Origin of the sequence: Guptibacillus algicola (genome assembly GCF_020171805.1) — a bacterium.
GTDB lineage: Bacteria > Bacillota > Bacilli > Bacillales > Guptibacillaceae > Guptibacillus > Guptibacillus algicola.
Genome location: NZ_JAIVAF010000001.1, coordinates 297,176 through 318,491 on the forward strand (window position 1 = coordinate 297,176; position 21,316 = coordinate 318,491).

The 21,316-nt window shown below is 39.6% G+C and carries 26 protein-coding genes; 3 read left to right on the forward strand and 23 right to left on the reverse strand.

Annotated elements, in window-relative coordinates; genetic code table 11:
* Nucleotides 1-23: 23 nt before the first annotated feature.
* The 19 genes from nusB to LCM09_RS01690 all read right to left on the reverse strand — a co-directional run bounded on the left by nusB (nucleotide 24) and on the right by LCM09_RS01690 (nucleotide 13,709).
* The gene (gene nusB, locus LCM09_RS01600) at nucleotides 24-407 is read right to left on the reverse strand and encodes a transcription antitermination factor NusB (protein WP_224878314.1); all 384 of its coding nucleotides are present in this window, start codon (nucleotides 405-407) and stop codon (nucleotides 24-26) included.
* Between the two features lie 128 nt (nucleotides 408-535).
* Nucleotides 536-931, reverse strand: coding sequence for an Asp23/Gls24 family envelope stress response protein (locus tag LCM09_RS01605; protein ID WP_224878316.1), 396 nt, complete (start codon nucleotides 929-931; stop codon nucleotides 536-538).
* 11 nt (nucleotides 932-942) lie between these two features.
* Complete coding sequence (gene accC / locus LCM09_RS01610; RefSeq protein WP_224878318.1) at nucleotides 943-2,310, reverse strand: acetyl-CoA carboxylase biotin carboxylase subunit; 1,368 nt, start codon at nucleotides 2,308-2,310, stop codon at nucleotides 943-945.
* A 12-nt stretch (nucleotides 2,311-2,322) separates the two neighbouring features.
* Nucleotides 2,323-2,805, reverse strand: a complete 483-nt coding sequence (gene accB, locus LCM09_RS01615) for an acetyl-CoA carboxylase biotin carboxyl carrier protein (RefSeq protein ID WP_224878320.1) — start codon at nucleotides 2,803-2,805, stop codon at nucleotides 2,323-2,325.
* 356 nt (nucleotides 2,806-3,161) lie between these two features.
* Entirely contained in the window at nucleotides 3,162-3,719 is a 558-nt protein-coding gene (locus tag LCM09_RS01620) for a SpoIIIAH-like family protein (RefSeq protein WP_224878322.1), read from the reverse strand.
* Between the two features lies 1 nt (nucleotide 3,720).
* Nucleotides 3,721-4,356, reverse strand: coding sequence for a stage III sporulation protein AG (gene spoIIIAG / locus LCM09_RS01625; RefSeq protein WP_224878324.1), 636 nt, complete (start codon nucleotides 4,354-4,356; stop codon nucleotides 3,721-3,723).
* Nucleotides 4,357-4,361: 5 nt separating this feature from the next.
* Nucleotides 4,362-4,961 (reverse strand): stage III sporulation protein AF, encoded by a 600-nt coding sequence (spoIIIAF, locus tag LCM09_RS01630; RefSeq protein ID WP_224878326.1) that lies wholly within the window; start codon nucleotides 4,959-4,961, stop codon nucleotides 4,362-4,364.
* A gap of 13 nt (nucleotides 4,962-4,974) precedes the next feature.
* A complete protein-coding gene (gene spoIIIAE, locus LCM09_RS01635; RefSeq protein ID WP_224878328.1) occupies nucleotides 4,975-6,171 on the reverse strand; it encodes a stage III sporulation protein AE in 1,197 nt (398 codons plus the stop codon).
* A 19-nt stretch (nucleotides 6,172-6,190) separates the two neighbouring features.
* On the reverse strand, nucleotides 6,191-6,580 hold the full coding sequence (gene spoIIIAD, locus LCM09_RS01640; RefSeq protein WP_224880036.1) for a stage III sporulation protein AD: 390 nt from the start codon (nucleotides 6,578-6,580) through the stop codon (nucleotides 6,191-6,193).
* A gap of 12 nt (nucleotides 6,581-6,592) precedes the next feature.
* Entirely contained in the window at nucleotides 6,593-6,799 is a 207-nt protein-coding gene (gene spoIIIAC, locus LCM09_RS01645; RefSeq protein WP_224878330.1) for a stage III sporulation protein AC, read from the reverse strand.
* 19 nt (nucleotides 6,800-6,818) lie between these two features.
* Nucleotides 6,819-7,331 carry a stage III sporulation protein SpoIIIAB gene (gene spoIIIAB / locus LCM09_RS01650; protein ID WP_224878332.1) on the reverse strand — a complete coding sequence of 171 codons (513 nt, stop codon included), beginning with the start codon at nucleotides 7,329-7,331 and terminating at the stop codon, nucleotides 6,819-6,821.
* A gap of 1 nt (nucleotide 7,332) precedes the next feature.
* Nucleotides 7,333-8,268, reverse strand: coding sequence for a stage III sporulation protein AA (gene spoIIIAA / locus LCM09_RS01655; RefSeq protein WP_224878334.1), 936 nt, complete (start codon nucleotides 8,266-8,268; stop codon nucleotides 7,333-7,335).
* A 188-nt stretch (nucleotides 8,269-8,456) separates the two neighbouring features.
* Nucleotides 8,457-9,116 (reverse strand): TetR/AcrR family transcriptional regulator, encoded by a 660-nt coding sequence (locus LCM09_RS01660; RefSeq protein ID WP_224878336.1) that lies wholly within the window; start codon nucleotides 9,114-9,116, stop codon nucleotides 8,457-8,459.
* A 12-nt stretch (nucleotides 9,117-9,128) separates the two neighbouring features.
* Nucleotides 9,129-10,148 (reverse strand): ABC transporter permease, encoded by a 1,020-nt coding sequence (locus LCM09_RS01665; RefSeq protein ID WP_224878338.1) that lies wholly within the window; start codon nucleotides 10,146-10,148, stop codon nucleotides 9,129-9,131.
* A gap of 5 nt (nucleotides 10,149-10,153) precedes the next feature.
* Nucleotides 10,154-10,867, reverse strand: coding sequence for an ABC transporter ATP-binding protein (locus tag LCM09_RS01670; protein ID WP_224878340.1), 714 nt, complete (start codon nucleotides 10,865-10,867; stop codon nucleotides 10,154-10,156).
* Nucleotides 10,868-10,993: 126 nt separating this feature from the next.
* Complete coding sequence (gene efp / locus LCM09_RS01675) at nucleotides 10,994-11,551, reverse strand: elongation factor P (protein WP_224878342.1); 558 nt, start codon at nucleotides 11,549-11,551, stop codon at nucleotides 10,994-10,996.
* An 18-nt stretch (nucleotides 11,552-11,569) separates the two neighbouring features.
* Nucleotides 11,570-12,637 (reverse strand): M24 family metallopeptidase, encoded by a 1,068-nt coding sequence (locus tag LCM09_RS01680; RefSeq protein WP_224878344.1) that lies wholly within the window; start codon nucleotides 12,635-12,637, stop codon nucleotides 11,570-11,572.
* Nucleotides 12,638-12,658: 21 nt separating this feature from the next.
* On the reverse strand, nucleotides 12,659-13,078 hold the full coding sequence (gene aroQ, locus LCM09_RS01685) for a type II 3-dehydroquinate dehydratase (protein WP_224880039.1): 420 nt from the start codon (nucleotides 13,076-13,078) through the stop codon (nucleotides 12,659-12,661).
* A gap of 109 nt (nucleotides 13,079-13,187) precedes the next feature.
* Nucleotides 13,188-13,709: a YqhR family membrane protein gene (locus LCM09_RS01690; protein WP_224878346.1), complete on the reverse strand. Its 522-nt coding sequence runs from the start codon at nucleotides 13,707-13,709 to the stop codon at nucleotides 13,188-13,190.
* A gap of 221 nt (nucleotides 13,710-13,930) precedes the next feature.
* Here LCM09_RS01690 and LCM09_RS01695 point away from each other — a divergent pair, with 221 nt between their 5' ends.
* Both LCM09_RS01695 and LCM09_RS01700 read left to right on the forward strand, forming a co-directional pair.
* Nucleotides 13,931-14,878, forward strand: coding sequence for a DUF1385 domain-containing protein (locus tag LCM09_RS01695; RefSeq protein ID WP_224878348.1), 948 nt, complete (start codon nucleotides 13,931-13,933; stop codon nucleotides 14,876-14,878).
* 22 nt (nucleotides 14,879-14,900) lie between these two features.
* Nucleotides 14,901-15,290: an SA1362 family protein gene (locus LCM09_RS01700; protein ID WP_224878350.1), complete on the forward strand. Its 390-nt coding sequence runs from the start codon at nucleotides 14,901-14,903 to the stop codon at nucleotides 15,288-15,290.
* A 52-nt stretch (nucleotides 15,291-15,342) separates the two neighbouring features.
* On the opposite strand, the gene LCM09_RS01705 is transcribed toward LCM09_RS01700, so the two are convergent.
* The 4 genes from LCM09_RS01705 to LCM09_RS01720 all read right to left on the reverse strand — a co-directional run bounded on the left by LCM09_RS01705 (nucleotide 15,343) and on the right by LCM09_RS01720 (nucleotide 20,743).
* Nucleotides 15,343-16,257, reverse strand: a complete 915-nt coding sequence (locus LCM09_RS01705; protein ID WP_224878352.1) for a patatin-like phospholipase family protein — start codon at nucleotides 16,255-16,257, stop codon at nucleotides 15,343-15,345.
* Nucleotides 16,258-16,331: 74 nt separating this feature from the next.
* Entirely contained in the window at nucleotides 16,332-16,772 is a 441-nt protein-coding gene (gene mntR / locus LCM09_RS01710) for a transcriptional regulator MntR (RefSeq protein ID WP_224878354.1), read from the reverse strand.
* Nucleotides 16,773-16,968: 196 nt separating this feature from the next.
* Complete coding sequence (locus tag LCM09_RS01715) at nucleotides 16,969-19,467, reverse strand: vitamin B12-dependent ribonucleotide reductase (protein ID WP_404800787.1); 2,499 nt, start codon at nucleotides 19,465-19,467, stop codon at nucleotides 16,969-16,971.
* 445 nt (nucleotides 19,468-19,912) lie between these two features.
* Nucleotides 19,913-20,743, reverse strand: coding sequence for a lipoate--protein ligase family protein (locus tag LCM09_RS01720; RefSeq protein WP_224878358.1), 831 nt, complete (start codon nucleotides 20,741-20,743; stop codon nucleotides 19,913-19,915).
* 174 nt (nucleotides 20,744-20,917) lie between these two features.
* On the opposite strand from LCM09_RS01720, the gene LCM09_RS01725 reads away from it, so the two are divergent.
* Nucleotides 20,918-21,292: a rhodanese-like domain-containing protein gene (locus LCM09_RS01725; RefSeq protein ID WP_224878360.1), complete on the forward strand. Its 375-nt coding sequence runs from the start codon at nucleotides 20,918-20,920 to the stop codon at nucleotides 21,290-21,292.
* Nucleotides 21,293-21,316 lie beyond the last annotated feature (24 nt).

The window sequence follows — 21,316 nt, forward strand, 5'->3', positions numbered from 1 at the left end:
CCCTCCTTCCACCGTGCAACTTGTTACGCTTTTTGTATCATTTTAGATAAGACGCCATTCACAAAACGGCCAGACTCATCCCCACCAAACATCTTAGCAAGCTCTACTGCTTCATTCAGACTTACATTGACTGGGATATCATTTCTTGTCATTTCATAGCATGCCATTCTCAATACAGATCGGTCTACGTTACCAATTCTGGTAAATGTCCAATTTACAAGGTTGCTTTTTATTTTCTCATCGATTTCTTCAAGGTTTTCAAGCGTTCCAAAGACAAGCTCAGATAAAAACTCGTCACCTTCCCCATCGCTTAATACGTGTTCCAGCGCCTCTTTTGGATCGGTGTCTGTCACATCTATTTGAAACAATGCCTGTATGGCCTTTTCTCTTGCGTGTCTTCTTTTCATTGCTATACCCCTTTTACGCTAATATTGCTATACCAATAGATGATAGCATATTGTAATAGACAAATACAGGTTTTCCAATTCTGAATCTATCTAAAAATAAAAAAGCAGGGGGGAAGATTCCCCGCTGCTTATTCTTCATCTTCTGTTTCTTTTTTATCAAAAGTAATACCAACAACACTCACATTAACTGCGCTTATTTCTAGAGCCGTCATCGTAAGAAGAGCTTGCCTGATATTCTCTTGAATTTGCTGGCATACTTCAGGAATAGAGAGTCCGTAGCTTACGACAACAAATGCATCAAGGATAATACCATCCTCATCAAGCTCAACTCTTACTCCTTTACGATGGTCTTTTCTGCCAAAGCGTTCCACGACACCAGAAGCAAAATTGCCTCTCATCTCTGCTACACCATCTACTTCAGATGCAGCAATACTACCGATGACTTCAATGACTTCTGGGGAAATTTCGACTTTTCCAAGCCCTGTATCGTGCTCTTCCATTTCAAAAGATTGAACTTCATTCATTTACGAACACCTCACTTAGAATTGGTTGATTTTTCTGTTAGGTCATACTTCTCGAGAAACTTAGTATTAAAATCTCCACTAACGAATTTCTCATGATTCATCAATCGCATGTGGAAAGGAATGGTTGTTTTAACACCATCTACCACGAATTCACCAAGTGCGCGCTTCATTCTCGAGATCGCTTCTTCTCTTGTTTCGCCGTAAGTTATAAGCTTAGCAACCATGGAGTCGTAAAACGGAAGGATATCGTATCCAGGGTATACCGCTGAATCAACACGGACTCCAAATCCACCTGGCGGCAAGTACATGTGCACATTACCAGGAGAAGGCATGAAGTTCTTGTCTGGATCTTCTGCATTAATTCTGCATTCGATCGACCAACCTTTAAACGTAACATCCTCTTGTTTAAACCCTAACTCTTCATTAGATGCTACTTTTATTTGTTCTTTAATCAAATCAACACCAGTCACCATCTCTGTAACAGGGTGTTCAACTTGAATTCTAGTATTCATCTCCATAAAGTAAAAATTCCCTGTTGGCTCAAAAATAAACTCAACAGTTCCTGCACCAGAGTAATCAACAGCTTTTGCAGCCTTAACAGCTGCATCCCCCATCTTTTCTCTGATTTTACTATCTAATCCAGGTGATGGCGTTTCTTCAACTAGCTTCTGAAGGCGTCGTTGTATCGAACAGTCCCTCTCACCTAAATGAATGGCATTTCCATGATTGTCTGCTAATACCTGGATCTCTACATGACGGAAATCCTCGATGAACTTCTCAATATACACACCAGGATTACCAAATGCTGTTGAAGCTTCCTGTTGAGTGATATTGATGCCTTTAACAAGTTCTTTCTCGTCTTTAGCGATGCGGATTCCCTTTCCTCCGCCACCAGCAGTAGCTTTAATAATAACAGGATAACCCATCTCATTAGCTAGCGATACAGCTTCATCTGCGTCTTTAATGACACCTTCAGAACCCGGAACAATAGGTACTCCTGCTTCCTTCATGGTTGTACGGGCCACATCTTTCGTACCCATTCTACTGATCGCTTCAGGACTTGGTCCAACGAAAGTAATGTTACATTCACGGCATAATTCAGCAAAGTCCGCATTCTCAGCGAGAAAGCCATAACCAGGATGGATCGCATCCACTCCAGTTACAGTTGCGATGCTCATAATATTCGTGAAGTTTAAATAGCTTTCTTTAGCTGCAGTTGGTCCTATGCAATATGCTTCGTCCGCAAGTCTAACGTGTAACGCTTCTTTATCGGCTTGAGAGTAAACTGCTACTGTTTCGATGCCAAGCTCTTCACAAGCACGAATGATTCGAACAGCAATCTCTCCTCTGTTAGCAACGAGTATCTTTTTTATTTTCATATTGGTACCGCCTTATTCTTTCACTAGGAACAGAGGCTGTCCATACTCAACCAGCTGTCCGTCCTCTACTAGTACTTCAACGATTTCGCCTTTAACTTCCGCTTCGATTTCATTGAAGAGCTTCATAGCTTCAATAATGCATACGATGCTTTCTTCTGAGACTTTTTCGCCTAGATTTACGTATGCATCTGAGTCAGGATTAGGACGTGCATAGAATGTTCCAACCATAGGAGATTCAATTTTATGTAATGAGTCATCGATCTGTTCTGCAGCTTCTTCTTTTGCTTCTTCCTTCACTGGCGCTTTCGCTTCTGGTTGAGGCGCTTGAGCCGGTGCTTCTTGAACTACAGGTTGCTGAACTTGTGGTGCTGCTGCGTACTGGACATCATTTTTCTTAAGGACTACCTTAGATCCATCATTTTCATATTCGAATTCATCAATACTTGATTCATCGATTAGTTTAATCAATTCGCGAATTTCTTGTACTTTTAACAAATTCTACACTCCCTATCTCTAATTTACGATCATTTTTAATATGAGGAGGTATTCTCCCTGAGAATATCGCCTCGTCTACTACTAATTATATCATAGAACTTCTATCCTTTAGTATTTCCTATACTTATTGGAAAGAATACAATCTATGAATTGAGACCATTCTATATGAGCAGGTCATAAGCCCTTTAATCATAACATATCGGATTTGCAGTGGGTAGTTGCTCTAATAAACGCAGTCTCTTAACAAGAGTAACAAATAACGTAATCGTTTTCATTATCTATACTCAAAAAACGTTATGTACATAAAAAACGCCGCAAATAAAAAAAGGTGGAGTCTCCCCCACCTACCACAATCCTTATTTTACAACCGGCTGGAACTCAACTGCGATGCGTTGTTGATTTCCTAATTGTTCTTGTGCCAAAACCATAATGTTATTGGCTTCTTCATTTGAAAGTTGATCCGCCTTCACGATTACTCTTACTTTATTGTTAGAGAGCGTATAGACGATCGCATCATTGTATCCCTCTGATTTTATCAAGTTTTCTAGTACAGATTCCTTTTGTGATAATGCGAGTAACTCCTGACGTTGCTCGTGTGCCTCATTTCTCACATCCGTTGATGCTTCACTTGCAATTACTGCAGTATACTCCTCTATAGCTGCGTCACGTTCTTCCATAATATCTAGTCTAAGTGCTGCGAAGGTTTCATCACTTGCCATGCTTGATGTAACCGTATCGCCTTCATTTGCATTTGTTTCTTTCGCATTTTCCTTATCAGAAGCTTCCTCACTTTGCTGTTGATCGTCTACAAAGGCTACATTTTCTGAACCAGGAGTCATGATATAATAGGCAGATAGGACAATAATCAAACTTAGCATAGTAAGCAACCAAACAGTTTGCTTTTTTAAGACCATATTACGAATCCCCCTTTTGGTTTTTCGGAAGTACCATAACTCTATGACTTTTAACCTCTAACAACCTTGTTACTGCATCTACAATCATTTTCTTCGTTTGAGCATTTTCTGCTCCTTCAGCAACCACGACCACTCCACGAACGGTAGGTTTTCTAGTCGATACTACGATAGGACCTTGGCCATTATCATCTTGGATCACGACAACTTGTTCCTCACTTGATTGTTCCTCAATCTTTCTGGACCCACCTTCATTTGGTGATTCATAAGTATACTTATCTGTAGAAGTGCGGTTTTTCTCTATTATTTTTTCTTCCGTAGAATCCAGGTTTACGATGACAGTTGCGTTCGATACCCCTTTTACTTCATCTAAGGCTTCCTTCAATTGAGTTTCATAATGATTTTCGTATTCTGAAATCGTAGATGGATTAGAATCTTTTTTTGCGAATGCAGGTTCGCTTTCACTAGTTGTCTTTTCCGATAAAACCATTTTTGAAGGTTCAGGAGATGCAAAGAAGTTTTCAGTAAACATGAAGAGTATCCCTATCCCTACTGCTATAACAATATATAAAAGCGGCATTCCTTTTTTCTTTTTAGGCTTTTTGAGCTGATCAAGCCAGCTGTTCGATTTACTTTCCATGGAACCTACTTCCCTCCCTCCACCTCAACTCCGACCTGGTTTGGATAAAGTTGCCACTCATCAGCTAGAAAATAAGCCACCTTCTTAGCATCTGTATCGATCTCCATTTCGTCACTATCAGATATCGATATAGACACTGCTTCAATATCACTCACAGCAATTTCTTCACTTGCTTCTTTTACTTTGACTGCTATTTGATCAATATTTTTCTCACCTTCTACTTCTCCTAATGCTAACGATAGACCGCTTATCTCTAAATTGAACCGTTCCCTCAACTCCTTTTCAACTTGACTTTTCAATTGGACAGCCATTTGTTCTTCAATATATGCAGAGTTAGAAGCTTGTATTTCACTTTTCTTTGTTTCGATACTATTTTCCATCTGAATTCCCGTTCTTGAATCCGTTAAGGTTACAGATCTAAGCATCGCGTCAAAATCCTCTGTAAATATCTTTAGTAATGGTGATAAGATAACTGCCATCAACATGAGACCGATTACCATCTTGACATACCTTTGCATGCTGGAGTTAGGTAACAACAGTTCAAGAACAGTTGCAACCAGGATAAGCAAGATGATATTTGTTACCCACCCTGTAATAATATCCACCTAATCCCTCCCCTCAGCGAACCATTAGAGTGATGTTTCCAGAAGCAATTATGATCGTTACGGCTAGAAAAAACATGAGAGAGACGATTGCGAGAGCTGCAAAAATAAATAGCACACTTTTCGAAATGACATTCAAGGATTGAATCATAGGGCCTCCACCTAATGGTTGTATAACTGCAGCAGCAATGTTATAGATTAATGCTAAAGCAAGCACTTTCAAAGCAGGAAACGCACAAAGCATTAGAAGGATGACTACACCTGCTAGTCCAACCGTGTTTTTCAATAAGACAGATGCACTTAAAACAGTGTCGGTTGCATCAGTGAACATCCTACCAACAACTGGAATAAAGTTACCTGTAACGAATTTTGCAGTTCTGATCGTTATCCCATCAGCTACTGCTGTGGTTGCACCTTGAACAGATATGACTCCTAAGAATATGGCGAAAAATACACCTAGCGTACCGATTGCGATATTTCGAAGTAAATTAGATAGCTGGGTCACCTTGTAATGTTCACTAATCGTGCTTACGATCGCTAGCACTGCTGAAAGGAACAGCAAAGGCAGCACAAACTTTTGGATTAATAAGCCGCCTGTATTCACTAGAAACAAGACGATGGGATGAAAAAATGCCACAGAAGCCACACCACCAACTGATGCCATGAGAGCTAGTAAGAGCGGAATGAGCGCAAGAAGAAAGCTCATCATATTCGTTATAGCCGTTTCGGTGTATTGAATTGCTACATGAAAACTATTCAATGCTAGGATGATTAACACCATATACGTAATTGAATAAGCAACAGTACTGACTGCTTTATGTTCAAACGCATTTTGCATATTTTGAAGTAAGATGCTGAATATGGTTAATAATATCAAGCTGCCTAGCAACTTACCGTGCACTAATAATTCATGAAACAAGAATTTCACAAATCCTAATAGGTAGGCTTTGAGAGAAAGTTTCTTTTCTCCTTTTACAAACTCTAAAAATGACCCCTTTTGACTTTCAGGTAGAAAGCCACCGTATTCGTCAAGCACCTCATTCCAATAAGCTTGTATCTCTTGTAAGCCTATAGAATTTAACTGCTTGTCTACAAATTGATCAGTCATTGTTTGCTTACTTTCTCCCTCATCGACAGAAGCGAGTGTAGGTTGTGCAAATACGATAAAGCAGAGGAAAAACAGCAAGAGCATCATCGTTTTCTTATGAAGCATGTCCTATTCCTCCTCCTACTCAAGACGGTAACAGCTGCAATACTGTTTCAATTATTAACTTAAGGATAGGAATTGCCATTGCCATGATAAGCAGCTTTCCAGCGAGTTCGATTTTTGAAGCGATTGCCCCCTGTCCTGCATCTCTGGTAATTTGCGCCCCAAACTCTGCAATATAAGCAATTCCTATGATCTTAAGGACTGTTTCGACATAAATAATCTCTATATTCGCCTTAGAAGCGAGTCCCTCCAACATTTGAATAATGTGTTGGATTTCTCCTATGAGGAAGAGGAAAATGATAGCGCCAGTGAAAACGGTAATGGTGAATGCAAAGACAGGCTTCTGTTCCTTAACTACGATGGCGAGGAATGTTGCGATTAACCCGATTCCAACAATTTGTACAATATCAATCGCCGACACCCCCTACCCCTGGAAAAGAAAAACTCCCCGGATTTTCTGAAAAAGGTCATCGATAATTGTGATCACCATATATAACACAACAATAAAACCTATTAATGTTACCCATTGTGCGTATTCTTCTTTTCCCATCTGTTTTAAAATCGTGTGTAGCATCGCTACGATAATACCGATTCCAGCAATCTGAAAGATTTTGTTAACATCATGATTCATCCGCATATCCTCCCAGTGACTAAATCAATAGAATGACGAGAAGAACACCTCCGAGAAACCCGAGACTCTTAAACATCTTTTCATATTTCATTTGATTATTTCTCGCTTCTTGTTCTTCTCTCTCTAGATGAATCAAAGCTAGTTGAAGCTGCTTTTGTTCATGCTCACGATCTTGTTGACCAATCGTTGCACCTAGTTGCTTCATGATTTCTTTTTCTTCTGACTTAAAAGCTGTATACTTCCATACTTCATCCATACTTTTCATCCACGCATCATATGCAGTTGAATGTCCTTCTTCGAGCTTCTTTCGAAACGAATCGAAAAACCATGAGACAGGGTGACCTACTTGTCTACAAATATGACCACAAGCTACGCTTAAAGGAGTCATGCCATATACAATTTCAGCTTCTAATGACTGAAGAGCTGACTTCAACATTCTAAGTTGCCTTGACCGTTCACTTACCGTCCTCGACCATTCCACACCAGCCCAGGTACTAGCTAAAACAATTAAAATTGCACCAAGTAGCTTCATGCTAGATCACCTTCGTACGACGTATTTCGTTTCCTTTATGATCTTTCACAGCTTTAATCGTTCCAGGTCCGCTCGACCTCGACAGCTCAACGATGCGTTTAAACATCCCTGATCGAATAAGCTCTTGTATGCTCGGCCGCCTATACAAATCTTCGATTGAACTTCCGTGAACGGTAACGACCAAATGGATCCCTGCATTTACAGCTTCTATGATAGCTTCACTCTCTTTTGCTCCTCCAATTTCATCAACGATGAGTATTTCAGGGCTCATAGAGCGAATCATCATCATCATTCCTTCAGCTTTTGGACACGCATCTAGAATGTCGACCCTTTTGCCTAACTGATGCTGTGGTATGCCATGAACACAACCAGCAATTTCAGAACGTTCATCAACAATACCTACTTTTGAAGATGCAATACTTCGCTTTGGATATCCTTCAGCCATTAACCTGGTAAGATCGCGTAACAGCGTTGTTTTACCAGAATTTGGAGGACCTAAAATCACTGTATTCATCCAGCCTCCTGAATAAAGGTAAGATAGCAGCGGGGTAGCAATTCCTATTTTTTGTTTTGCTATTCTCACATTGAATGAGGCAATATCTCGAATGGCTTTCACGTTGCCATTCAATGTGATTACCTTCCCTGCTAGCCCTACTCTATGGCCACCCTGTATAGTGACAAATCCCTTTTTCAACTCTTCCTCAAGTGCATATAACGAATATTGACTCAGTTTATTTGTTATTTGGGAAGCATCTTCTCTAGAAATAAAGTACTCTCTTCCGTCTACTTGAGGAAACTGAGGGCTACCGTTGATAATAATTTCAAGCGGTCTGTTAATACGTATTCTAATTTCCTCAATCCCACCTCTTTCTACATTTGAATATCGTTTTATAATATTCTTTACTCCTTCGGGTAGGACACGTAAAACTTCTTCCATAAATGTCCCCCTTTCCTAGCATGTACTCCTTACACTAGTATTCCGGAACGATATGAATTATGTCTTACTAGACAAGCTACAATTTCTAATACAGAAAAGGTGTGAAATACATGTTTACAACTTATAATCTTGTGTTTTGAAAGTAAGTAAAAACATAGAAAAACACCCACACAAGTATGCGGGTGTTATCACGCTTTCATTCCGTTCATTATAAAGTGAATGGTTGTTTTCAACTCTTCTTCATCATTCCAATCGTTATTTGGAAGAAGGATGTACCTTGTTAATAAGAACCCTCCGATTGTAGTGGCAGTTAGTCTTACAGCTGATTGAGTAGGCATCTCGACTAGCTTCCCTTTTTCTTGAAAATGAATGACGATGGCTTCTAGTCGGGTATATACTTCTTTCCCAATACGATCGATAAACTGACTACGTAATTCATCATGGAATGGAATCTCTTGCAGTAATATTTTTACGATCGAGAGGTGTTTTTCTATAAACACCTGCCGGTTCTTGACTATTGCTGTTAGAAAATCTTCATAGCACTGATAATTCTGACTGAGTACTTTGTCTAAGTCCCTGATTATGAAAGGTGCTAGAAGATTACTCATTACGGGAGTAACAATTGCTAAAAGCAATTCCTTCTTCGTTTTGTAATGTCTAAAGATCGTACCCTCAGCCACATTTGCTCGCTTAGCAATCTCACTTGTTGATGATGAGGAATAGCCTTTCTCAGAAAACATTTGTATCGCTGCTTCGACGATTCGTTTTTGCTTTGCAGTAAGCTCTTCACCGTACAACTCGTTCTCATTAGTGCTAAACAATTCTTCCATACTTTCTTGCTCTCCCATTTGACCCACCTCTTATATTCTCCGATGTTTTTTTAGCGCGAATACATTCATAACGATAAAAACGAATGAAAACCCTCCAAGTACAAGTAAATCAACCCAAATCTCACTAAAACCTTGCCCTCTTATCATCACATCTCGTAGGGCATCTGCACCATAATAAAGAGGCGTTAGTGGTCCTAGCCAGCTTAGATAATCAGAGATTGTTTCTAGGTTAAATAAACCAGCAAAGAAGAACTGAGGTACGATGACCAGTGGAATAAATTGAATCATTTGGAGTTCGTTCTTTGCGAAGGCAGATAATAATATACCAAGCGTTAATGCACTTAGTGCTAGCATAACCGTAATGAGCAACACATACATAAAGCTACCTTCCATCTTTAAGTCGATTACGTAAATGCTATATAACGCGATGATGGATGACTGAATCGTTGTGAACAGCCCAAATCCTATAACATACCCCATTACTAGTTCAGAGCGTTTGATCGGACTTGCAAGTAGTCTTTCCAAAGTCCCTTGTGTTCTTTCCCTCAGAAAGGAAACACCAGCTATTAGAAAAACAAAAAAGAAAATAAAGAAACCTACTAAAACCGGTCCAAAATGATCAAAAGTCGTCATATCTTGAGATCCATATAAGTACTCTATCGACAGTGGTGTGCTTTTCGTATCCGTATTACTACTCTGCTTAATAGTATTGATAATTCCATTACTGAGTGATGGGTCGCTACCCTCAAGAAGGATGTTCATCTTGCCTTCTTCAAAGGACAATATCGCATCGTAATTCTCTTCCTTAATTCGATCTTCTGGGTTTATGTCACTATCTAACTTGATAACAGAAACATTTTCTTGATCGATCATATCAATGACTGATGTTGGTGCATCGATGACACCTATTTCCACCTCAAGTTCTTCGCCATTGAATACTAGTGATAACATCGTTAATACGATGATTGGAGCTACAATCATCAACGCTATTGTTCGCTTGTCATGCAAAAACTGTTTAAGGATACGGATTACGACTGCTAAAACTCTCATATTCATCACCCTCCATATGATAAGAACGCATGCTCAATTGTTGATGCTCCAGTTTCTTGCTTTAATTCATCAGGTGTACCACTTGCGATTAATTGACCATCACGGACCATTCCAAGTCTTGAACAACGTTCAGCTTCATCCATCACATGTGTAGTGACAACTATTAGTACTCCGCTTTCACGTAAGGTCTCAAACGTTTCCCAAATTTTGTTTCGTAAGGCTGGATCAATTCCTACTGTAGGTTCATCGAGAACAAGGATTTCTGGTTCATGCAGTAAAGCAATCGCTAGTGATAATCGCCTCTTCATCCCTCCAGAAAAAGCCTCTACTCTTTTGTTTAGATCATCCTCTAAGTCCACCAGTTTCATGACATGCTGTATTCGTTCTTTTCTTTTCGTCCGTTTCACACCATTAATACTTGCGAAAAAAGCCAGGTTTTCCTTAGCGGTCAGTTCATGATAAAGTGCGTCAGCTTGAGCCATATAGCCAATTCGTTTGATTAAAGCTAGGTCAGGCATCTTTTGATTTAAAACCGTTACTTCACCTTCTGAAGGCTCGTCAATTCCACAGAGTAACTTAACAAGTGTGGTCTTCCCGGAACCAGATGGCCCGAGCAACCCAAAGATTTCCCCTTTGTTCAACGATATCGCAACGTCTTTTAAAACAGTTTTCTTTCCAAACCTTTTTGATACATGCGCCTCGATAAGGTTTGTCGTCATGAAGCTCCTCCTCTCATAAGTGAGTGATCACTCACTTATATCATAATATAAGATGCGTAACATTTAAAGTGAGTAATCACTCATTATTACAAAAAGGAAAAACCGCTCATTTTAGAGCGGTTTCTACTAAGCACGTGAAACGTATTCTGCTTTGCCGGTGTCGATGACAAGTACATCTCCTTGGTTAACGAAGAAAGGAACTTGTACAGTAAGACCAGTTTCAACCGTGGCAGGTTTCGTACCACCTGACGCTGTATCACCTTTGATTCCTGGTTCAGTTTCAGTTACAAGTAATTCTACAGTGTTTGGCAGCTCAATACCGATTGTCTCATCTCCATACATACGGATTGAGATTTCCATATTTTCTTTTAAGAACTTAAGTTCATATTTGATTTGGTCAGCAGGAAGCTCGACTTGTTCAAACGAATTAGTATCCATGAACGTGTGCATGTCTCCACTAGCATATAAGTACTGCATCTTACGGTTTTCAATGTGTGCTTTTGCTACTTTTTCACCAGCGCGGAATGTTTTTTCCTGAATGGCTCCAGTTCGTAAGTTGCGTAGTTTGGAGCGTACGAAGGCTGCTCCTTTACCTGGCTTAACATGTTGGAAATCCACCACTTGCCATATGCCATTTTCTACTTCTATCGTAAGACCTGTTTTAAAATCGTTTACAGAAATCATTTATTGTCCTCCTAAGTGTTATTCCCCAAGAATTAATAATTCTTTAGTAGAATGAGATAGTTTTTCGTTTCCTGACTCAGTGATGACCGTATCGTCTTCTATACGTACGCCACCTTTTCCTGAGAGGTAAATACCTGGCTCTACCGTCACAACCATGCCTGGTTCTAGGATCGTGTCAGATTTAAAGGAAAGTCCTGGTCCTTCGTGAACTTCAAGACCAATACCATGGCCTAGTGAGTGTCCGAAGAATTCACCATACCCTTTTGAAGTAATATAATCACGAGAAATAGCATCCGCTTCTTTTCCGCTCATCCCTGGTTTAATTTGTTCCATAGCTTTCATCTGCGCTTCAAGCACAGTATGATACACATTTTTCAATTCTTCTCCTGGGTCTCCGATTGCAACTGTACGCGTAATATCAGAGCAATACCCTTTGTAATAGGCCCCGAAATCAAGTGTGATCAGTTCATTCTTCTCGATAACTTTATCCGAAGCTACACCGTGCGGAAGCGCAGAGCGTTTACCTGACGCAACAATAATATCAAAAGATGAAGATGTAGCGCCATTTTTTCTCATAAAGAATTCTAACTCATTAGAAACTTCAAGCTCAGTCATACCAGTGCGAATGTATCCTGTTATATGTTGAAATGCAGCATCTGCAATTTCTGTAGCTTCTTTTAATACTTGCAATTCGTTCGCATCCTTAATCATTCGATGCTTTTCAAGAAGACCACTAATCGGTACAAGCGTACCTTCAACCTTCTTTTCGTAAGCTTTGAAAACGTTGTATGTAAGTTGTGTTTCCTCAAAACCTAGCTTCTTAACACCAAGCTCATTGGCCACTTTTGCTACTTCATCGATGATAGGCCCCTTATGCTGGACGATATCGTACCCTTTTGCTTGTTCGTTTGCCTGATCCACATAACGAAAATCTGTTACAAACTTTGCTTCTTTAGCAGTGACCAAAACAACCCCTGAACTTCCAGTAAAATGAGAAAAATATCTACGGTTGCTTGCTGAAGTAATCAACATCGCATCAATTTCATATTCTTTAAATGACTGTCTTAGTTTATCTAAACGTTCCATCTAATAAGTCCTCCTTCTTTATTATAGAAATGACATTAGAGCTAACTCGTAGCTCTTCATTCCAAATCCTACAATCTGACCTTCTGATACTGGTGAGATAACAGATTGGTGACGAAATGATTCTCGTTTATGTACATTAGACATATGCACTTCAACCACGGGTACATCTACGCTAGCAATCGCATCACGAATCGCATAGCTATAATGCGTAAAAGCACCTGGGTTAATGATGATGCCCTTGGAATTCTCTGCTTCGTGAATCCAATCGATCAAATCACCTTCGTGATTCGACTGCTTGAAAGTGAGAGTCATACCATGCTTTTGGGCTAAGTCATTTAAGCGCATTTCTAACGTCTCCAATGTCTCGTTACCATAAATCCCTGGTTCTCTTTTGCCCAATCGATTTAAGTTCGGCCCATTTAGTACGTAATAATTGTTCATCATAAGCCCCTTTACGATCTATGAGTTTTAGAAGATCCAATACTCTGTTAAAGACTACAGATATTCATGAAAAAAAAGAAGAATGTTCCATGAACATTCTACCATAGCTTCATTTGTTTGAATAGGACGCGCCATTTTGCTGGTTTTCATGGTATTCAAATGAAATAGAATACCCAATAAACACACCATATAAAACATAGAGACATAAAGTAGTAACAATCGTATTCTTATCAAGCTTCATCATTGAAGGAAGATCAGGAAACATCGGGTTTAATAAGTAGAAGACGATAAACCAGAGTACAATGCCATATCCTAAACCAGCCAGCATATTGTTTATTTTCACCATCGTTGCACGGTAGATAAAAGCTACCCCGATTGAGACGATTGCAATTGCGATAATACCGATCCACTGTCCTAAATGCTCGTTTTTCCATTCTCCTAGCGCCCAAGGTGAGAGAATGAGAGAGGGAGGAATCTTTGTGAATTTAAATAAGTACGTCACATAACCGATCAATCCCCATATTAATCCTCCAGCTATACCTATATTGATAACTTTCGTTGTAAAACTAAGCGGTTGCTCTTTCTTATTTTGTTCTAATTCTTGACCATCCTTTTGGCTCTCGTTTTCCATGTCTACACCTCCGATACTAGTCTCTCCCGGAAAACAAGTGATTATTTATCTATAATTCACCTATTGAGGCGATTAAAAAAAAGTTTGTTGGGGAAAATGAATATTAACATCGCTTACCTAGAGGTTTTCCCGTGTTTCTTGTAGAATGTAAGAAAGACATTTACAAGGTTTTGGAATGAATTACTTCATTCTACTTAAACAAAATAGGTTGGTGAGAGATATTGTCAGACACAAAAAAGCCCGCATATGGAGGGCAGGCGGTTGTTGAAGGTGTGATGTTTCAAGGAAAACATACTTCTGTAACTGCAATTAGACGGAAAGATGATTCGATCGATTATCTTGAGATACCAAAAAAACCAAAGCCGATCATATCTAAATTAAAAAAGATTCCTTTCATTAGAGGTGTCGTAGCCATTATTGATGCAAGTGGAAATGGTACGAAGCACCTTAATTTCTCATCTGAGCGGTATGATATAGACCCATCTGAAGATGAAGAAGCGCTTAAAAAGGAAGAACCTTCAAAAATGACGTTTTTGCTTGGAGCTGCTGCTCTTGGTGTAATCTCTTTTGCTTTTGTCAAAACTGTTTTCACATTATTACCTGCTCTTGCAGCTGCTTCATTGGAATTTATTTTTCCTGGGCACGTCATCCAAAATATTATCGAAGGTGTTATCAAACTCATTTTGCTACTCGGATATATTTATTTCATATCCCTAACACCTATCGTTAAACGAGTTTTTCAATACCACGGAGCAGAACATAAAGTGATCAATGCTTATGAAGCAGGATTACCCATCACTGTTGAAAATGTTCAGAGTCAGTCACGACTTCACTTTAGATGTGGTAGTAGCTTCATACTATTCACAGTAGTGATCGGAGTATTCATATACTTAATGGTACCCTCTGATCCACTTTTAGTAAGGCTTCTCTATCGTGTATTGCTAATACCGGTAGTACTCGGAGTTTCTTTTGAAGTACTACAGTTAACAAATAAATTTCGAAACATTCCCGTATTACGAGGACTAGGTTATCCAGGTCTATGGGTACAGCTTCTGACCACAAAGAACCCTGACGACAAACAAGTTGAAGTTGCTATTTGTTCCTTTAAAGAATTACTTGCACGTGATAAGAAGCATGAAGAAGAATCAACAAGCACACAAGTTGTTTAATGACGAACAGGAGGTGAATCATTTGTCACGCCGTGTTGTTCAACCTCTTATTTATACAATTATAGGTCTTGCTGCCATCGGATTTATTTGGAAACTGTTTTCTGATCCAACGGGTCTCCTAAAACAACTTCTAATCACCGCTGCAATCGCAGTTATTGTGATTATGATTATCCGTAGATTCATGACAAAAAGGATGGGTAAACCAAACTCTGCATACCAGAAAGCTGCGAAGCAATCTTCTAAACTGCAGAAGAAACGAGTCGCTTCCCGAAAAAGCGCCCCTCATCTAAAGGTTATTCCATCAAAGCGCTTAGTACCTAAAAAACGTCCATTAAATGATGATAAAAAGCCGAATCCCTTTACCGTTATCGAAGGTAGAAAAGGCAAGAAGAAAAATCGCGCACTTTTTTAAGATGCAAAAAGGTGGCTGAGATTACGCTCAGCCACCTTTTTTTGTGATTAGGCTATCTGTTAAACCTTACTGATTCCGGTAACTTTCTCCATTTTCTCAAAAACTGCTCCGTACGTTCTCTTCCAAAAGAGATGAGTTTCTTCTGCTCTTGTCGTTCTAATGAAAAATCTGTTGTAATCCCTTGTTTAATCGGTATAAATACAATGTTTTGTGCTTTTTGTTTTTCGATATACCGTGCATCATGTGCCTCTTTCATTGTTTCAAATAACGCTTGGTACAATTCGATGGCGTTCTTGATTTTGTGTCCAGGAATCTTGTCAAAGCTTGCACTCAGTTGAAACCCTAATACAGGTCGAAGTTGTTTATTTGACTCCTGGGGCTTAAACACCCAAAGTGGAAAATTACTCAATATCCCTCCATCTACTATAAGATGTTTCTTTCCATCAATTGTATAAAGGGGATGCGGCTTAAAAAAGAAAGGCAGGCCAGCACTCATTCTAACTGCTTTGGCAATTGAGAATTGCTCAGGTACAAATCCATACTGCTCCAAGTCATCAGGAATGACGATCAGCCTTCCTCGCGTTATGTCAGATGCAATAATTTTCAGGGAACCTTCCTCAATGTCACCAAACGTCTCAATCCCTTTTTTCTTAAGCAATCCATGAACCCACTTTTCAAGATCCTTTCCGGAATAAAGTCCAAGTTTCCAGTAAAGCATCAACCATCTCATCAAAGGGAAAGTAAAGCCTGGTTTACGATCTAGTAGCGCTTTAAGATTCGTATCAAGAAGGATCGCTTCAATTTCATCACCTTTGTATCCCGCTGTGATAAGAGCGGCGATTAATGCACCAGCACTTGTGCCTGCAGTGCGTTTAAACTGTAGTCCTCTATCTTCAACAGCTTGTAATGCTCCTACAAGTGCGATTCCCTTTACTCCTCCACCAGAAAAGACACCGTCAATATACACGCACTACCACCCCTTCTCCTTATTAAATCGTAATCTTATAAGAGACAATTTAGTACAAAAAAAGAACAATCCGATTACACTTCAGATTGTTCGTCTTCTTCATTTTTACGTTGAACTTCACGCAGATCCCCAACACGGTCCTTTGTCTCTTCAAAATATTGAACAAGATCTCCAATTCTGTCGATTGCATCCCAGCTAAGATGATGTTCAATGCCTTCGACATCTTCGTATATGTTTTCCTCATTAACTCCGATCACACTAAGAAATTGTTCGAGCAATGCGTGACGATCAACTAGTCTCTTACCTAGCTTTTTACCTTTAGGAGTTAGCATGAAGCCACGATATTTCTCATAAACCACATATTTACCTTTATCTAATTTTTGAATCATTTTGGTTACCGAGGAGGGATGTACCTCTAAAGCTTCTGCAATATCAGAAACGCGTGCATAACCTTTGTCGTCAATTAGTGAATAAATACGTTCTATATAATCTTCCATACTTGGAGTAGTGGCCATTGGATTCCCTCCATCTTTTATTCCATTTGAGCCAATCAATAAAAGCATACACCATAGTATGGGCTGAGACAAGGAAAGGTTCCTCTTCTCTATTATTAGAAAGCCCTTAGTACCACAGCTATACTTTAATAGCTCTTCTCACAAAAAGACAAGGAATAAGCGAATTCGCTTATTCCTTGCAAAGCATCACTTTCAATTAAAGCCCACATTTTAATTGAGCATTACAATTATCACATGTGTTGCACCCGCCTATTTCTTTCACTTGTCCTTGTCTACACACAGGACACGTATTACCTACTTCTGAACCAATCGTAACATCTGTTGATCTTAAGTCTGTGATGGTATCAACAAGTACAACTTGCTTCTTTTCTTCCATTCCATCTTCAAACTCAAGCTGTTCGAATGAATTCTCTTCAGCCTTCAAAGTTAGTACCTGTGAGTCACGACTACCATCAACATAAACTGTTCCGCCTTTGGCACCACCATGATAAAGACGCTCGTAAACTTCCTCTACTTGTTTTACCGTATAGCCTTTCGGAGCATTTACCGTCTTGGATATTGAGCTATCCACCCATCTTTGAATGACACACTGTGTATCAGCATGTTCTTCAGGAGCAAGTTCCATAGCTGAAACAAACCACTCGGGAAGTGTCTCAGTATCAGCCTCAGGATTTCGTGAATAGTACTCTTCAACAATATCTGCTTTTACTTCGATAAACTTCCCAAGACGTCCACTTCTGTAATAGGAGAAGGAGAAGTATGGTTCGAGACCCGTAGATACACCTACCATCGTCCCTGTGCTTCCTGTAGGCGCGACAGTTAGTAAGTGAGAGTTCCGTATTCCGTAATCAAGAATGCTTTCCCTGATATCGTTAGGCATCTGTTGCATGTAACCTGTATTGACGAAAGCCTCACGTAGGCGATTGGTCTCAACGTCTGTTTTTGCTTCAAGGAATGGGAAGCTTCCTTTTTCTTTTGCGAGTTCGACTGATGCACGATAAGCAGTCGTTGCAATCGTCTCAAATATTTGATCTGTCAGCTTGTTTCCTTCTTCAGAACCATAAATTGTTTCAGTGTAAATGAGAAGGTCATGTAATCCCATGACACCAAGACCAACTCGTCTCTCGCCAAGCGCTTGCGTTTCGTTATCTTTTAGGAAGTATGGCGTAGCGTTAATAACGTTGTCCTGCATTCGGACGCCCACTTCAACCGTTTCTCTTAACTTATCAAAGTCAACCGTTTTTGTATCTTTATCTGCCATTTCAGCAAGGTTTACCGCTGCTAGATTGCATACGCTGTACGGAGCTAGAGGCTGTTCACCACATGGGTTTGTAGCGACCACTTTTTGTCCATATGAAGTTGCATTCGTTTTCTCATTGGCATTATCAATAAAGAAAATACCTGGTTCTGCAGAGTACGTTGCACAAATATTAATCAGATCCCAAAGTTCTTTCGCCTTTACCTTACGATAAGTGCGTACAGGAAATCCTTGCGCTTCCCAATCTCGTACATCTCCACTTTCATGCCACTTCTCGTTATAGATTTCCATTTGCTCTTTTGTATAGTTTTCTACATCTGGAAACTTGAGTTCATAGTATTCATCTTTTTCTACAGCATCCATAAAATCTTTTGTCAAACAGACTGAAATGTTCGCTCCCGTTAGGAAATCCGGATTGTGCACAGAATAAGTTCCTCCTGTAAGAATCTTTTCGTGTGCATTTTGGATAACCTTTTCTTCAAAGCCTCCATACCCCTGGATGCTTCGGTAGTTAAGAATGCTTTGATACATAGACCGCTCAGTTTCTGTAAGCGGGGTAAACTTCAACTTATCTTCTGCAAGCTTTTTAATCTGCTCATCTTGTGTATTTTCTACAAGGTAACGTAAGATTCTCGAATTTTGCATCTTAGAGATGATGAATTCAATAATGTCCGGGTGCCAATCTGCTAGCATGATCATTTGTGCACCACGTCTTGAACCACCTTGTTCAACCAAGTGAGTCAATTTCGCAATATCATCTAACCAGGAAACCGATCCTGATGATTTTCCATTTACACCTCTTGCAAGGGCGTTTCGAGGGCGTAAGCTTGAACCGTTCGTACCAACTCCCCCGCCTCGACTCATGATTTCCATCACTTGTTTACGATGTTCAGAGATTCCTTCTCTTGAATCCTGAGGATAAGGCATCACATAGCAGTTAAAATACGTAACTTCAGTTTCTGCTCCTGCGCCATATAGGACACGACCAGCAGGAACGAAATTCATTGAAGAAAGTTCTTTATAAAAACGATCTTCCCAATACTCTTTTTCTCCACTGGTTGTCTCTACTTCTGCAAGACCACGTGCATTTCTTCTAGCAATTTGCTCATAGTAAACTTCTAGGGGCTTCTCTATTACATCAAGAGACCGTACGATCATTCCTGATTCACGTTCTTCTTCTGAATCTAACACACCTATATAATCCTCATGGACAGCAACATGTGCCTTTTTCGCCGAGTGGTCGACTTCTTCGATAAAGCCAAGACCTCGGGCAGGAAATTTCGGGTCTTCCTTTATGGTAAGAACGACGAAATCTCCTTTTTTCAGGGTTCTTTTCTCGGTATCCTTAAAAGCATATCGATCCAACATTACCAGTCGACTTACCCCATCGTGACTTAAGTGCATATCATCAGTAATGGGATGAACCTGGGTAAACATTTCGATATCTTTGTTTAACTGCTCAATGTTGATTGACCTTCTTCTTTCTCCTGTCTTAATGGTCAATTGAACCCCTCCGTTTCAAAATCTTATTTGTCTCTACCTACAGCGATGTAAAAACTCGTAATGTATCGTCTGGATTAATAGTAGCACATGTCCATTCGTGAGACAATCATTTTCGCCTACATATAGTGCTAATAAATATTATGTATACACTATATATAGTGATTCGTCATAATTCTTCTCAATTTGTCAACTTTCAAATTCAGAGAATTCGACTGAAAACAAACGCTTTTGATAGCTGGACACCTTATAATCCTTAAAAAAGAGAAAATTTGTTAATTGCTTTTTTCTTATATCGTTTTTAACATTTGTATTCTTACTCTACTAGAGTAGAACACTTGTTCTAAATAAGTCAATATGAAAAAGCACCCATTTCGGATGCTTACTTTTTATAGTTCCATTCCTCACTCATATAACGCTCTTCTGCAAGCTCATTTACATACGTTTCCTGCTCTTGAGTCAGTTCAAATGGAACAAGCTCTATCCCAAGACCTTCCTCAAATCCATGATAAAATGCTTGGATTGCTTCTTCAATTGATACTCGGTTACTTCTTAACGCGTTAATCGCAACGGCTTTTTTTCTGAATCCACGTTGCATGCGTTCACGTATGCGATCATTCTTAAATTTAAAACAATCAAATAGTTTATCTTCATCAATATCTAGGAGAATCGATCCGTGCTGAAGAATGACGCCTTTTTGTCTCGTCTGTGCACTTCCGGCAACCTTTCTCCCTTCAACGACTAGTTCATAATAAGAAGGAGAGTCAAAACAAACGCCTGACCTAGGCGAGCGGAGTTCTGCTTTCTCCTCTTCAGATTGTGGAATTGCGAAGTACGCGTCTAGCCCTAGCTCAACAAAGCCAATTCTTAGGCCTTCTGAGATCACTCTGTACGCCTCTGTAACGGTTTTTGGCATGTTTGGATAATCTTCATTTACGATTACGCTATATGTAACTTCTTTATCGTGGAGAACAGCACGACCGCCTGTTGGCCTTCTAACAAATCCCAAATTGTATTTCTCTACTGCTGATAGATCAATATCTCGGTCTACTTGTTGAAAATAACCAACGGATAAAGTAGCTGGATCCCATCCATAAAACCTTATTACTGGAGGGATTTCTCCTTCACTGTGCCATTTTAATAGAGCTTCATCAAGCGCCATATTATATGCAGGAGAACGGTTACCAGAATTAATAAATGCCCATTGCTTCATACAAATACTCCTTTGTCCTTCCAGATTTCCTTTAATCCTTTTTTAGTTTAGCAAAGCTAGGAAGAGATAACCAATAAACTTTCCTCCTAATTTCATATTTTCTTTTTGCGGAAAAGGCAAAAGACGTGTAAACTTAACATTGTCGATTTTAGTTGAAAGGGTGTATTGGAACTTATGGAATGGATTATCGCATTACTAGTTGCCATCATCGTATATGTAGTCATTACTAGGGTTCTACAAAGGAAGAAGTTGAAAACGCTAACCGAGGAAGAATTCAGAGCAGGCTACCGTAAAGCTCAGTTAATTGATATTCGTGAACCAAAGGATTTCGATAACGGTCATATCCTTGGTGCAAGAAATATTCCAGTAAGTCAGCTGAAGATGAGAATGAAAGAAATTCGTAAAGATCAGCCAGTCTACATGTATGATCATAACGGAATCATCACTTCTCGTGCTGCAAGCATGCTAAGTAAAAACGGAATCAAGGATTTGTATCAATTGAAAGGCGGCTTCAAAAAGTGGGGCGGCAAAGTTAAAAAGAAGAAGTAAAAAGCAGCTGCGATGCAGCTGCTT

Coding starts and splice junctions, on each gene's coding strand:
- nusB (WP_224878314.1), bottom strand. CDS start 407: ATGAAAAGAAGACACGCAAGAGAAAAGGCCATACAGGCATTGTTTCAA.
- LCM09_RS01605 (WP_224878316.1), bottom strand. CDS start 931: ATGAATGAAGTTCAATCTTTTGAAATGGAAGAGCACGATACAGGGCTT.
- accC (WP_224878318.1), bottom strand. CDS start 2,310: ATGAAAATAAAAAAGATACTCGTTGCTAACAGAGGAGAGATTGCTGTT.
- LCM09_RS01620 (WP_224878322.1), bottom strand. CDS start 3,719: ATGGTCTTAAAAAAGCAAACTGTTTGGTTGCTTACTATGCTAAGTTTG.
- spoIIIAG (WP_224878324.1), bottom strand. CDS start 4,356: ATGGAAAGTAAATCGAACAGCTGGCTTGATCAGCTCAAAAAGCCTAAA.
- spoIIIAE (WP_224878328.1), bottom strand. CDS start 6,171: ATGCTTCATAAGAAAACGATGATGCTCTTGCTGTTTTTCCTCTGCTTT.
- spoIIIAC (WP_224878330.1), bottom strand. CDS start 6,799: ATGAATCATGATGTTAACAAAATCTTTCAGATTGCTGGAATCGGTATT.
- spoIIIAB (WP_224878332.1), bottom strand. CDS start 7,331: ATGAAGCTACTTGGTGCAATTTTAATTGTTTTAGCTAGTACCTGGGCT.
- spoIIIAA (WP_224878334.1), bottom strand. CDS start 8,268: ATGGAAGAAGTTTTACGTGTCCTACCCGAAGGAGTAAAGAATATTATA.
- LCM09_RS01660 (WP_224878336.1), bottom strand. CDS start 9,116: ATGGGAGAGCAAGAAAGTATGGAAGAATTGTTTAGCACTAATGAGAAC.
- LCM09_RS01665 (WP_224878338.1), bottom strand. CDS start 10,148: ATGAGAGTTTTAGCAGTCGTAATCCGTATCCTTAAACAGTTTTTGCAT.
- LCM09_RS01670 (WP_224878340.1), bottom strand. CDS start 10,867: ATGACGACAAACCTTATCGAGGCGCATGTATCAAAAAGGTTTGGAAAG.
- efp (WP_224878342.1), bottom strand. CDS start 11,551: ATGATTTCTGTAAACGATTTTAAAACAGGTCTTACGATAGAAGTAGAA.
- LCM09_RS01680 (WP_224878344.1), bottom strand. CDS start 12,637: ATGGAACGTTTAGATAAACTAAGACAGTCATTTAAAGAATATGAAATT.
- aroQ (WP_224880039.1), bottom strand. CDS start 13,078: ATGAACAATTATTACGTACTAAATGGGCCGAACTTAAATCGATTGGGC.
- LCM09_RS01690 (WP_224878346.1), bottom strand. CDS start 13,709: ATGGAAAACGAGAGCCAAAAGGATGGTCAAGAATTAGAACAAAATAAG.
- mntR (WP_224878354.1), bottom strand. CDS start 16,772: ATGGCCACTACTCCAAGTATGGAAGATTATATAGAACGTATTTATTCA.
- LCM09_RS01715 (WP_404800787.1), bottom strand. CDS start 19,467: ATGTTTACCCAGGTTCATCCCATTACTGATGATATGCACTTAAGTCAC.
- LCM09_RS01720 (WP_224878358.1), bottom strand. CDS start 20,743: ATGAAGCAATGGGCATTTATTAATTCTGGTAACCGTTCTCCTGCATAT.
- LCM09_RS01725 (WP_224878360.1), top strand. CDS start 20,918: ATGGAATGGATTATCGCATTACTAGTTGCCATCATCGTATATGTAGTC.